General features: G+C 33.4%; 13 protein-coding genes and 1 pseudogene. 6 read left to right on the plus strand and 8 right to left on the minus strand.

What is annotated here, in order from left to right; translation table 11 throughout:
• Positions 1 to 50: 50 nt before the first annotated feature.
• Positions 51 to 1,472, plus strand: coding sequence for a hypothetical protein (locus NMY3_RS13040; protein WP_231100072.1), 1,422 nt, complete (start codon positions 51 to 53; stop codon positions 1,470 to 1,472).
• A complete protein-coding gene (locus tag NMY3_RS13045) occupies positions 1,463 to 2,626 on the plus strand; it encodes a hypothetical protein (protein ID WP_196816272.1) in 1,164 nt (387 codons plus the stop codon). Before NMY3_RS13040 ends, NMY3_RS13045 begins: the two co-directional genes overlap by 10 nt.
• Before the next feature lie 730 nt (positions 2,627 to 3,356).
• On the opposite strand, the gene NMY3_RS13050 is transcribed toward NMY3_RS13045, so the two are convergent.
• Both NMY3_RS13050 and NMY3_RS13055 read right to left on the minus strand, forming a co-directional pair.
• Complete coding sequence (locus NMY3_RS13050; RefSeq protein ID WP_196816273.1) at positions 3,357 to 4,394, minus strand: sensor histidine kinase; 1,038 nt, start codon at positions 4,392 to 4,394, stop codon at positions 3,357 to 3,359.
• Positions 4,395 to 4,862: 468 nt separating this feature from the next.
• A complete protein-coding gene (locus tag NMY3_RS13055) occupies positions 4,863 to 5,360 on the minus strand; it encodes a hypothetical protein (RefSeq protein WP_196816274.1) in 498 nt (165 codons plus the stop codon).
• A gap of 909 nt (positions 5,361 to 6,269) precedes the next feature.
• Here NMY3_RS13055 and NMY3_RS17110 point away from each other — a divergent pair.
• Positions 6,270 to 6,380: pseudogene (locus NMY3_RS17110) on the plus strand (UBP-type zinc finger domain-containing protein); the annotation flags it as partial.
• Between the two features lie 101 nt (positions 6,381 to 6,481).
• Here NMY3_RS17110 and NMY3_RS13060 read toward each other — a convergent pair.
• The 4 genes from NMY3_RS13060 to NMY3_RS13075 form a co-directional block, all read right to left on the minus strand.
• Positions 6,482 to 6,760: a zf-TFIIB domain-containing protein gene (locus tag NMY3_RS13060; RefSeq protein ID WP_257719985.1), complete on the minus strand. Its 279-nt coding sequence runs from the start codon at positions 6,758 to 6,760 to the stop codon at positions 6,482 to 6,484.
• Between the two features lie 341 nt (positions 6,761 to 7,101).
• Entirely contained in the window at positions 7,102 to 7,545 is a 444-nt protein-coding gene (locus NMY3_RS13065) for a hypothetical protein (RefSeq protein WP_196816276.1), read from the minus strand.
• Complete coding sequence (locus tag NMY3_RS13070; protein ID WP_196816277.1) at positions 7,542 to 7,790, minus strand: hypothetical protein; 249 nt, start codon at positions 7,788 to 7,790, stop codon at positions 7,542 to 7,544. The genes NMY3_RS13065 and NMY3_RS13070 overlap by 4 nt, the downstream gene beginning before the upstream one ends.
• A gap of 189 nt (positions 7,791 to 7,979) precedes the next feature.
• Positions 7,980 to 8,330 (minus strand): hypothetical protein, encoded by a 351-nt coding sequence (locus tag NMY3_RS13075; protein WP_196816278.1) that lies wholly within the window; start codon positions 8,328 to 8,330, stop codon positions 7,980 to 7,982.
• Positions 8,331 to 9,339: 1,009 nt separating this feature from the next.
• Here NMY3_RS13075 and NMY3_RS13080 point away from each other — a divergent pair.
• Positions 9,340 to 9,588: a hypothetical protein gene (locus NMY3_RS13080; RefSeq protein WP_196816279.1), complete on the plus strand. Its 249-nt coding sequence runs from the start codon at positions 9,340 to 9,342 to the stop codon at positions 9,586 to 9,588.
• 164 nt (positions 9,589 to 9,752) lie between these two features.
• On the opposite strand, the gene NMY3_RS13085 is transcribed toward NMY3_RS13080, so the two are convergent.
• Positions 9,753 to 10,028, minus strand: a complete 276-nt coding sequence (locus NMY3_RS13085; protein WP_196816280.1) for a hypothetical protein — start codon at positions 10,026 to 10,028, stop codon at positions 9,753 to 9,755.
• 506 nt (positions 10,029 to 10,534) lie between these two features.
• Between NMY3_RS13085 and NMY3_RS13090 the strand changes: the two genes are divergently transcribed.
• Positions 10,535 to 10,927 carry a response regulator gene (locus tag NMY3_RS13090; RefSeq protein ID WP_196816281.1) on the plus strand — a complete coding sequence of 131 codons (393 nt, stop codon included), beginning with the start codon at positions 10,535 to 10,537 and terminating at the stop codon, positions 10,925 to 10,927.
• Between the two features lie 136 nt (positions 10,928 to 11,063).
• A complete protein-coding gene (locus tag NMY3_RS13095) occupies positions 11,064 to 11,300 on the plus strand; it encodes a hypothetical protein (protein ID WP_196816282.1) in 237 nt (78 codons plus the stop codon).
• Between the two features lie 173 nt (positions 11,301 to 11,473).
• Here NMY3_RS13095 and NMY3_RS13100 read toward each other — a convergent pair whose 3' ends face one another.
• Entirely contained in the window at positions 11,474 to 13,186 is a 1,713-nt protein-coding gene (locus tag NMY3_RS13100) for a sensor histidine kinase (protein WP_196816283.1), read from the minus strand.
• Between the last annotated feature and the right edge of the window lie 135 nt (positions 13,187 to 13,321).

A 13,321-nucleotide genomic window follows, 5' to 3' on the forward strand; every position in this document is an offset into this window, starting at 1 on the left:
ATTTATCGATAATAGAGAAGACAGATTTAATTAATCAATTCCACAACTTCATGAGGAACAACAATTCCAGTGAAAGGCACATAATTAATAATATTAAAGTCATTTTGAATTTTGATAATTTCTTTCATCCTCTTAAGATTTTATCAGAAGCAAGTGAGAAAGATATTCACAACTTCTTGGATAGCAAGATAAAACCTGTTGGAATAGATCCAGAAAAGAAATGGATCACCACATGGAATCACTATCTGAATCATTTGAAGTTCTTCTTTAGGTGGCTGTATAATACAAAAGCAAAAAACGATGAAAATAACAGGAACTTTCCTGAATGGATAACTCCTGATTTTTTAAGAATAAAAATGAAAAGAACCAATAGACTTAGTCCTTATTCTCAGAATGATATATGGGATAGGGAAGAACTATTGACGATTATAAACTACGAGCCCTCAAAACGGAATAAAGCCGCTTTAGCGTTATTCTGGGACTTGGATGCAAGAAATCATGAAGTAACATTGTTAAAAATTAAAAATATTCGACTTAGAGAAAAATATGGAGAAGGCGAAGTTCCTCATGAGGCTAAGACAGGGACAGGTCCTATACTATTGACGCTTTCATTCCCTTATGTCAGAGACTGGCTCAATGAACACCCCTTTAAGAACGAATTAGATGCACGATTAATATGTAACCGAGTAACGGGAGCACCTATAAAATCAGATGCGATGTGGACGATGATGAAACAACTTCAATCAAGAATTAGCAGAATAGTAAAATCAAATGAGATAAGAAATGTAGAAGAAAGGGAAAAACTAGAGTATCTTCTAAGAACCAAGAAATGGAATCCTTATTGTATCAGACATTCAGCAATAACAGCGGACAGCGATTACTTACCAGAGTATGCTTTAAAGAAAAAAGTAAGATGGTCCATGAATTCAAAGCAAGGATCTAGATATATAAAAACAAGGATGGGTAACGAATTGAAGATTAAAATTTTAGAACATAATGGTATCATTTATGATGATATGCAAAAGCAGAAATCATGTATAATAAATTGCCCTTGGAAAGAGCGCAATAGAACAAAAAGTCTAATCGGAGCAACAACAATGTATATTACTATATGTTCCAATATTGAGAAAACAAAAGAGACATTATATAAGCATTCAAATCGATGCTATGTTTATTTCATCTCAACTAAAAATCCTAAGAATTGGATTGTTTTATCTCAAAAAGGTAACTCCAACTATTTAAGCTACAGTATATCCGAAGAAAAGATAAAGAACTTAAGCAAACTACAGGTAACATCCAAATACCTCTGCCTTAAAGTCGTCCCGTCACTCAAGATATACGCACCACATTACATGTATTCCCTACTTTTTACATCTACTTCAAGCAAAATGGTTACCAATTTCACAAAAGCCGTTGATTGCTTTTCCGATTACAAGCATTATGAATTAAAAAGGTATCTTCTATGGTCATAGAGGATACCAATAAAGAATCTCTCATTAATAGTAAATCAAAGGACGAACTTTCCTATGCTAATTCGTCGTCATCCTCCTATCCATCCAGCCCCGCGTCCTATTCGGACGCGGCGGATAGTGCCATCAACCATTGGGAATCAATCACCAAGATCAAACTTTCAAAGGGGCTCAAAAGAATAGCCAGGCTTGCATATAACATACATTTCAAAGAAAATAGAGGTCTTATCAGGCAGGACATTATAGACCTAAAATATACATACACATACGCAAAGAAAATTTTGTATGAATGCCAAAGTAAAAAGCTTTTGATTCCCTTAAATGGATACAAAAAGGGAAGGTTCAATGAATACTTTTTGTCTACTATAATAGAAAGGTTCCTGGAGAAACAATCGGAGTCAAAAGGCAATGGTCAGATCGTAGATTCCAAGAATCCACCACTTTCAGTCATCCAGATATTGATTAATGAGATTACAGGAAGGAAGCCCCAGTTTCACAAATTTTTTATACACATTAAGATGTATGATCCTCTAACAGCAACAGTTGAACAAGTCGAAGACATTAAACAAATCTATTTGTCACTTACCAAGACTAAAGAATGGATTATAAAAAGCTCAAAGAATAAAGCCAAGGTAAAACAGTTTAGACTGGAACATAAGAGAAGTTGCACAGTCAAAGTTTATCCTAACGGAAAAGTAATAGTCGCAGTCGAATGTTCATACAGACAATTCAACTTATATGATACTGGTGGTTGCCAGGAATTTTTTGAAACAGTGGGAAAGATTTCCTACATTCTAAGCCAGGAGTTTTATGGATCCTCTGTGGTGCCGCCGACAGGTGAATGGCTTCTAAAGCAATATGACCGAGATGTCACCCTCATCACATCGGAGTTGGAGAAAAAATATCCTCACATTTCACATTGGTATAGCAAGGAAGGTATCAAGATAAGGGCTTTGGGTCGAGTGTTTCAGATCTACGGTAAGATTATGCCTATATGTGGAAGGTGTTTGCGAATAGAGGAGGATGTAAGTACCAAAGAAGACGTACCACTAGAAAAGGGCATAAAGGAAGCGATTGAAAGGCCTTTTGAAATAGCAAGTGCATTTGAGTTACTTCGTAGAGATAAAGATGATTCCGAAGGCAAAACTACCAAATAGTCTCAATATTTTACAGATTTCGGGTTTCTGATTTATTAGATTTCGCGCCGCCTACGCGGCGGCGCAATAACTATTGACCACATGCTAAAAGTATTTGTTATAAGTTGAATTCAGGTTAAACTTATTACTTGTTTATATGATAAGACTAGCAACCTGATACGACAATACCTGGAATCATAATCATGCTTTTGCTTCTCCTATCTCTTTTTCTTCAAAAACTGACTTGTTAGATTCTTGTGGAGACTGTGAATGAATGTTGTTCTAACTCTAATGCTATTTGTTTATACTAATTGTGGAGTATGAGCAAGATGTTGCCAGGGTGAAGATGGAGTAATAATATGCTGTTGCCCAGGTAACCCTACCTGACTTTCAGATTCCCTTTGTTGAGAGCCTTTCGGGCCTATGTCAAGCCCATTGGGGAGAAGGTCTTTTATCGTGTCGAGTGGTCACTTGAGCCAAATAAGCCCATCAAAGAAGCCTTGGAGACGATTAGGAAAGAAGTTAGGTTAAATAGAGAATATTTGATGGAATTTTTATTGACTTAATGTTTTGTTACTTTTTTCGTAATTAGATTTTATTGAAGTTGCCCTGTATGATTCTTTCTTCGCTAGTGTTATGCACCGCCTACTCGGCGGCGCTACACTCTTTCATAGTTTGTACAAGATGAAAACAATCGAGATATTTTATAATTCTAGTTTAGTATCATATGAGAGTATGATGTCGACTTTATTCAGTTGGTATCTGTATAACTTGATCGCTCATTTAATGGCAAACTAAACGAGAAGGTTGCTCCTTTTTCATTCTTGTTGTTTTGAGCAGAGATTCGACCCCCATGTGCTTCAATAATGGCTTTGCAGATATAAAGACCAAGCCCTATTCCACCAGTTTCAGTTCCAGTAAAGAATTTTTCGAAGATTCTAGAAATAAATTCAGGGTTTAAACCCTTGCCAGAATCTTTTACCTTGATAATTATTTCTTTAGTATGGTTAAAATTGTCCGTATCTGTATTAGTTACGTTTGTACTAATAGTAATAACTATCTTACCACTGTCGGTAAATTTAATTGCATTATCCACAAGGTTGATGAGTACTTGAGCAATTCTATCCTTGTCAGCTTCTACAATTACATCTTTGCTTACTTCCTTAGGGTTAGATCTAGTATCATCATACAGTAAATCCACATTTCCTTTACTGGCTCGAGTCCGATTTCTGAAATCTTGAACAACTGTCGATATCAGGGTGGGTAAACTGAATTGCTCTTTGTACAATTGAATAGTAAGATTATCTATTGTTGCCATGTCTAATATGTTGGAAATAAGCTTTTGAATTCGAGTTGCGTTTCTGACTATGATTTTAATATATTCGATATTAGTGTTTGGTTCAGATATTATCATCTCACTGTACCCTAATATTGATTGAGTGGGGGTTCTTAATTCATGAGCTGTGATATCTATAAACTCTTTTTGCTTCAATGCTAACTGCTTTATCTGTTCGTTAGCCATAGCAAGATCTTTAGTTACCTCTATCATTTCGTTATTCATATTTATGAGGTTCTGGTTTGTTTCAATCAGTTTATTATTGGCTCTAATAAGACTCTGCTCCGTTTCTGTTAGATCTTTTTTATATCTTTTTATATCTTTTACCTTTTGGTCGATATCGACATTTGCAAGACGAAGAGACTCGTTTGCTTCTCTGAGGTCTTCGGTCTTTGCTATTAATTCTCCCGTTTTTATTTCAAGAAGTTCTTTTAAGGATAATCTTTTACTCAATTTTTGCTCCCTTTCCTCTATAGATATGGCTAATCGGTAGATATTATGAAAACAACTTTATATAATTAATAAATCATAAAAACAGGCAGGTTGTAATTGTAACCCATGCTTATACTAGAATGAAGTCATACAATAAACCTCTATATCACTAGGGGTTTGCCCTCTAATTATGTGGTTTTTATCAAATATTCATATGGAAAAAAACATCGCGATAATTTATTATTTATTTCAGTTTAGCATCTAATGTCGTCTTCGATATAAGGTATATTATACTTGTATGATATGGACTCTATTTCTAAAAATATTACTCCGTTGGCTAACAAAATTGTCACCATTATAAGGACTTTTTTTAATGTCAAATTTGTTTCACAAACCTATTGTTAGTGAACCTACTGTTAGCATGAATGGGATAAATACTAAAAATATGGAAGATGAATTCTTAAAATGACGACCTAAGCAACGAATTCATTATGAAACTGCCGCTTTTGCCATATCGATACATTGAGTAAGATGTCTTTGTTCTTCTTTTAGGATAGATTTTACTGTTGATAACGCCTTTTTATTATCAAAGTTTCCACAAATAGCCTGCAGCACTTCATAATGAGTCACCTCTCCACCTTCAGCTAAACACAAGAATTCTAATGCTTCTGGTGTATCAGGCTCTTCACCAAGATAGGTTTTCATAATTTTAGTTGCTTTCTCTTCTGTTTCTTTAGCACTTTCCTCTACTTTTCCAATATCCAATCGGACATCTTTATCATCAGAAAAAATACTTACCACTTCTTGAATTTTTTCCTCATGTGTACTTGCCTCTTCTTGGATTTCTTCTGCTTCAGTTTTGGAATTAGATTTTAGTAATTTCATCGATACTAGTTCAGTAACTGCTTTTTGAGCTGCTCGTTCCAATCCTAGAACTTCACCCAATTTCTTTTGAAGATTTTCTATGTTTTCTTTTTTGTTTGGCACTGGACTCTCATATGTATAAAAATTTAAATAACTCCACTGTGAATTTATTTTTTGTCCAAGTATAATGCTATCAGTCTAATATCTTGAGTTTTCTGAGATGGCTCCAGTAACTATGTGCATTCCAATGCCTAGAATCAAATTGAGATAATAATTATCATTGATCTTACTTATTGCCATTCCTCTCGCTATGGATAAGTCATCTAAAGGAATTCCCACCACACATGTTGTAAGAAAAGGAAAGGATACATGAGGATGCTTGCAATGACTCCTCCTGACGCTCCAAGCAATATGGTTCTGACTATTCTTTGATGTATCATAGAAATACCACTTTCATTTTTAAATGTCCTTTCCGCAGATTTGCCTTATAGTTAATCTAAAATTCTTTCTATTTTATCTTCAATACTTTCAATCAGTTAATTATGCAATGTTTCATATTTTGCCATTTCAAAATTGGTACTAAATTGGTTAGCTTATTGGAATCCTGCCACCACTATGAACTTAATCCTTCCGGATAAGAAACGTTACTGATAAACTTTACTTAGGTAATTAGATAATCTTGCTTTTAAAAAAAAATATTTCATTATTCTTCTCTTGACTAGTAGTGTATTTAAAATCAAAGATGTAAAATTGTTTATATGATTTGAACTTTATTATAAATATTACAATAAATAAATTCTACCTTCTAAAAGTATTAATAAATTTTATACCAACGTATATAAAATGATTATCTGGATTGTATAGCGTTGGCAAGGAAAATAAAACTCGAAGTCATCATTCCAATAAACAAAAAGAACAAAAGCAATACACAGTCATTGTTAAGATAATAATCGGGATAACAGTGGGACGTGCTAATTATTAGACCCCGTTTTTGCTTTTGGATATGGCAGTAAACTCCGATCCAATACTAAGAATAAACATGGTACAAAGCATTTTAAGAGCACCTCACATCCAGTTATAAAATCGTATGAACCCGGTGAATCTTGGAAATGGTGTTATGTGGATGAGTTATTTATAGAGTAGAAGTTATAGTATATATGATTAACGAAGTTGATATTGAAGCAATAGAATGGTAACAAATATTGAATCCTGCCCGATTAGGCTGTTTTTACTTCTGGTATCAATTATTCAAAATCAAACATATCATCAAGTCTTTCATTTTCCTTAAATGGCTTTTTATAATAATAATAATCATTTTCAAGTTTATTGTCCTGATTTTCGTCAACTGTATCTTGAAAATCCTTGACCTCTTGTATTTTTATGTCTCCACGATCAGTAAAGTCAAATATAGTATCTGAATTATCTTTACCTAACCAAATGCCTTCACATTTTGGACATTGATCTATTTCTTTGTCATACTGTGATGTCATTCTCAATTCCAAAAAACAGTGGGGACATTTCATAGGGGAACTAATTAATATTTAGTTCATTCTTTATTACACTTTCTAATAGTCAATAGCAATAAACAAGACGATCTAAATCTTTTATATTTCTTGATAATTCTTGGAGTTATTTACCAAATTAACTAGAAAATTACACTAAAGTAAATAGATTAATCGTTCGATCTTCTTCAGTTAGAGATTTTGATTTGTAAAAAGATTGGCTAACTTTTTAGAACAGGTTTTGGATTTGTTATTCCTCTATACACACAATGTGTCTCTGCACTAGCACTTTTGGCGACAATACTATAGTGATAGTAAGAATGGTATCAAGTAGTTAGATAGCCTCCCCACCTGACTTGTATTCAATCGTAACTATTCTGCGCCGAAGCGTCTTGACTTTCTTCATTATTATTAGTACTGGTGGAATCTTCAATTTCACTAGTTGAATTGGTCTCATCCTCTTCTTCTTTTTTCTTAAATGTAAACCATTTATCTTTATCTGCTATATCGTCTTTGACTAGACCCTTTCCGATACCTGATATAATGCCCGTAATTTCTGGACTAAAATCCTTAAAAGTGTCGGCTATACCCATTGATGTTCCAACCTCGCCATGGTGGACCCGTCTATTCTTGATGTACACTTTGCCTGGTTTTTTTTGAGAATTCCACCTTGATGTTATTGCATCTCCTATCGATTCACCTAAAGTGACATATTTTTCGTAATCAGATGATGAAGTTGAGGAGGATTTTACATCATCCTTATCCTTTAAAGATTTATCTTTGTTGGGGTCTTTTGGTTTATTCATTTCTTTATTTCACGACATTGTAGACTTTCAGATTCTTCCTTTGTCATCCTAAACAATATGTTATAGCAGTCAATCTTTTCAGTTAGAATTCTTTGTATAGCATATGCTACTTTGCCAACCACACCTGATTGTGTAATTACTTTATCTCTTAGCACATCTTGGACATCACCTAAGCCCGTATCATCAATTCCTCTAGTCTCTTTCCTAATTACATTTTTCCAATCAATGCTATCCTTATGAGCCATATTTGTTTATGTTTAACATGTAATAAAAGAATGGACACATCTTTTTGAATAGATATGGAATTATCTGTCCTACACATATTCTCTAATCTTATCGAATTTCGATCTTTGAATTAATTGTCCCCAAACAGTCAACGGAACACATCTCATTTACCTCAGCGCCGCGCTTTAGGCGCGGCGCAACTAATCAGATTAAGCCATTTGGATTATCTCGTACTTTACTAATAGACTATATAATTCGGGTTGTTCTTTTTTCAAGGTTTCTTTTGATGATGGTAAGAATGATTTGACATTCTTTAGTCGAATATTAACTTCTCTTTGAGGATTAAATTCTAATTTTCTTAGTTTATCACATTTTTCTAACCAGTCTTTCAGTATAATGCTCGCCTCCTCTTTTGACATTTTTCTGATTTTAATAAGATAGGGACATAGAATCCGCCACAGGCAATACTTTCTGTAGTCATCAAGAGGTTCTAAATCTGTAATTAGCGATTGAATTTCAATATAAATTATGATCGCTTGATTATTATCGTAACAGGTCATATATTTTGATTTTTTTCTATCAGCCTTACATTATATTGTTCTAATTCCTTTAACGCTTCTTCAATCTCTTTTTCCAATCTGCTCGCATATCTTTAACTCCTCTTCATCAAGCCTTGTAAATCTACCAGCCATTCCTGTGAACCTCAATATTGCGTTTTTGGTATCTAAACTTTTTTATGTCAATAGTTGATCACATCAATAAAGACTTGCTTTCACGGGGCACATATGTTCCTCAAACATTCATAAAGAATTTTTGCCATACATAGAATATATTTGGTTAATTATGGATAGTCTTGTGTCTCAAGAGACACGCTCTAATTCTTGCAAAAAAATGTTTAAAGAAACTAAACAGACAATGTTAATTAATTGCTAACAGTATATAGCCAACTCAGGTTTAAAAGATCTATACCTGTAGACTCACAGAGGATGTATTACCATTAAGTACATCGAGTTAAAACCCTGTAAATAACGAAGGCAACATTTTGATCTTGATGATCCAATATACCTTATGGATTCGAAGCCCCCTGACTCCGTCTCCGATCTGATAAAAAATCAGTATTCATATCCTAGCTATTATACCATCCTAAACATAATCCAGACCAACCCTTGCAATATTACATTTTTACTTTGCGAAGGCCTAAAAATTTAAAACTAACTTTTATAATAACAGTTCTATTGAACCCTTTTACCTACCCTACTCAAACCCCCTTGGGCCTGCGACTTCATTGTCGATTATTTGACCTATCGCGATAAGCCTTCACTAATATGTGAACCCCCTACTATAATATTTTAAATCCCTTTCGGCATCCGATCAAAATGTGACTTTTTAATGGCTTTAGTATTTAATTTTGACTTATGATCTTTTGGTCTATACTTCTCTTAAAAATTGTAATAACAACACTTTACTTCTATCCGCAATTGACATCATTTGGAGATAAAAGACTATGAATGTTCTTTTTATGGAATACTAGATATATGTTTATATAAACAAGTGAGTAGTAGAAAACTGATGGATACTAAAATCAGTTTAGCGGTAATTACAATCGTTGCCGTATCAATGGCATTATTTCCATTGATAGTAAATCAATCTGCAAACGCAGTAACTAAGTGTGAAGACGAAAGTGGAAAGTCCCATCCATGGATAGAAGGATGTAAACAAGGTTGGTATGATCATGACCATTGCAAGACTTATAATGGAGGGACCGGCGAGGTAGCCAAGGGATACAAAGTAGGTTGGTCAAAGGGTAGTTGCAAATAACTAAATCCATATTATTTTCTATTTATTCAAATTTTATAACTTGAAGATCGCAATTGGGATTAAATGGATTGTAAGCTTGTATGGTATATGCATTCAAATTTAGATTTCTTTTAGCATAATCTAATAAATGAAATAGACAGAAAACTCCTAAAAAAAGAATAGGTTTATCGTTGACCTGCTGCGTTGTTGCCGTCATTTAGCTTCAATAACAAAGCAACGTTATTACATGATGCTAATGTGTTATTATTGGAAAAAAATTCTGCATTCTCACCTGTAAAACTTTCTTGAGTGATATCTTGGAAAGGATCATTTGATTTCTTTTTTGTTGCAAAGGCTGCCTTGTTATCTCCAACAATGGCTACTATAGAATCAATCATTGCCGCTGCTACGAACATGATTCCAAATATACCAACTTTTTGATTTTTTGTTTGGTAGGACATTTTTATTACAAATCATAACTAAAATCATATTTATCATAGTTGGACACTCCAAGCCCTGCGGTTTTAATAATGGATAAAATTCGGTATAGTTTAACGTCTTGATAATTCTATAACAAAAGGTCAGAAAATATATAGTCAAATTTGACTACAAATTGGAGTTCAAATCATAACAGGAGGTAGAAGGAATTTGTAAGTTACTCTAGTAATATTTAATCCGACAAATTTTATTTAATTTTATAAATATAATAAAATTAAACCTGGGTTCGATGATATACTTGATTATTAAACGCATCTAAAAATTCGGATGATTTTTTTACTTGACAACTCAATCTCTTTTTGTCATAATTTGCATAGTAATGCTTCGACCTATTCTTTATATTCCTCAATTCCAGGAGACTCAATAATTATATTTGAAAATTAAAATAAAATTTGTCGGATTAAATAGTTTCTTTTAATATTTAAATTTTGATTAATATTTATAAGTTTGTTCAATAATACGATTTACATTGAAATTACTGGCAATCGATGACAACATCGACATTACTAGGTTAGTGGCGGAGTATTGTAAGAGGGAGAAAATTGATTGTAAGGAGATCAACGATGGTGAAAAGGGATTGTTTGAGATCCAAAAGCGGCATTATGATTTAATACTTTTGGATGTTGCAATGCCATTTTACACAGGATTTGATATATTAAGGCAATTGAAAAAACAAGGTGTGCGTCATAAACGCATAGTAATATTAACTGGCTACAATTTGAAGATAGAGGGTATCGCAGACTATATGGACGTTGGAGTAAGAGAAATTCTTAAAAAACCAATAGGATTTGACCGCTTTGATATGGTTGTGAAAAGTTATTTGACTAACGAGAAGAGGCCGATCCATCAAGAACACAAATGATCTATTTTGACTTTGATAAGACACTGCAATAATACACTTCAAATTACATGTGAACCCGCTTACCATAAGGATTTAAATCCCTTTCGGCCCACTACTAAGTTGTCCCTTTATTTACGCGCAATGATCGTAACATTATGTGATCTTAGAGGTTAAATGGATCCAAGAATTTAGTACTAATCCTGTGGAATTATTTACAAATGCTTCAAAATCTCCTGAATCACAGAAGCAGTATCCAAGAACCTTTAAGATGTTTCTGGATTTTATTGAATTAGGAGGTATTAATATTGAGGAACAACCCATATCTACTTTTTCTCGTCACAACATATTGGAAGCAATTGAGGGACGACAACGATACCAGGGTCAGATGAAATGAACCCTAATTTGGGTATGATGATTAATTATTTAAGAATCGAGTACCACAAGAGATTCTATTACCTGACATCTACCTTTTACTGTCATACCATATGCCGACTTTCCTGTGGCATCAAACATTAAGGAAAGCATATAAAAGCTTCATAATTTATGGTTTTGAGATTTAGATCAAAACTAATTTATCGGGAGACTGAATCGAATTGTTGCTCCTTTGCCATTTTCGTTATTTTCGGCCCACATTTCTCCACCATGCCTTTCAATAATATTTTTAGCCAAGTATAAGCCCAATCCTAAACCATCTCGAGAATCGGCAACAAATTTAGAAAACAATCTTGGAAGAATCATTCTATCTATTCCAGTTCCATCATCCATTATAGTTACGATAACAAAACATTGATTCTTGTCACCATTTTGACTACTACTTGATCTGGTCGTCTCAACTAAAATCTTAATATTATTAGAATTTGGTATGTCTACTGCGTTAGTGATCACGTTTTCAATCGTGAATTTTATTCGATTTTTGTCTGCGTTTATCATCATGCTATCAACATTCGTAGAAATGCTCAAATTTTTTTTGGTAATGGATAAGATATTTTTTTTGATTTGTTTAGTAATGTCTCTTATCAATTTCACCAGATCAAATGTTTCTTTATTTAGGATGAAGGTTTCATTTTCTATTTCTGTAATAGCGATCATATTATTCACATGTTTAGCAAGTTTTTGCGCACATGCATTAATTATGTCAAAAACGTCACCGTATCTACTGAATTCTTCCTTCTTCTCAACTAATATCTCGGAAAACCCTAAAATCGGTTGCAATGGGTTTCTCAACCCGTTGGCAAAATTATGAACGAATTCCTTTTGCAACTTATCTTGTAATTTCAGTTGGGTGATTGCCATTTCTGATTTCTTGTAAATTTCATCCTGACGCCACAACATTTCAAGAATTGTATTATAAGTAGAAACGACTGAACCACTATTAGAATGGATAGTAAAATTAATATCATTTTCAAATATACAGCGAGATATATCCTCAAAATTTTTGAGTTCTGAAATAAATAATTCTTTTCTATCTACAGTCAAAATCATCAGGTCTCGAGATAATTGGAAGTTTACCGCTTCTTTAGTCATATATTTTATTCTTACATCATAATCTTGACTGATGTGGCTAAACCCTGTTAAAGGAGCCGTTCCATTAATCGAACCATTGGTAAGAACTATTATTATTATTTTTATATCTTTTAATTTACTCTTAGAAATATGTATTATGATTTCTGAAATTTTTTGCACTATCCTTTCATTAGGAACATCGCCTTCCGATGCAGAGTAAAAAATACATAGCTCCTTAACTAACGACCTTAGGGCCTGTTCATATTTTGTCGTAATGCTATTTTCATCAGTTATAAGCTCACAAACATCTCTTTCAAGTCCCTGCTCAATCTGTTTAACCCTAATCTTTGCTGGAATTGCCTTTTCCCACAACATGTCAAAAATGAGTCTCTGTTGTTCTACCAGCCACTTATTCTTGCTATAAATATGAATCGGATTGGAGTTGGGGCCATCATTTCTCGATTCTAAGAGACCTAAATATTCAAAATCATTTATAATTATTCCGCCTTGAATGTTGTCTAAGTGTCTTAACTCTACAATTTCAGATATCTTCTTACAACTTCCTATGTTTGCATCTTCTATATTTGTAATGTATCTGACTCTTTTACCCAGATTTCTTAAATTTCTGATGCAGCCTCGAATTACTTCTGACTCTAAAATCAACGGTGTTCGGTCGGTAATTCCAAAACCATCTAAATGATTCACTGCGTTATAGAGCAACCGAGTAAAACTCTTGGTGATATCCTTTTGGTTATCAAGAATCCTAAAAGAAGACAATATCACTCTCCGATGTTAAATAAATCGTGATTTTAATAAGTGGGTTTACTTGCATATTTTTAACTGACAAATGATGTTGTTAATATTATTTATTAATTAAACATCGACATTTTTGAAAACCAAATTGTTTTTGTT

It is taken from the genome of Candidatus Nitrosocosmicus oleophilus (assembly GCF_000802205.1).
Taxonomy (GTDB): domain Archaea; phylum Thermoproteota; class Nitrososphaeria; order Nitrososphaerales; family Nitrososphaeraceae; genus Nitrosocosmicus; species Nitrosocosmicus oleophilus.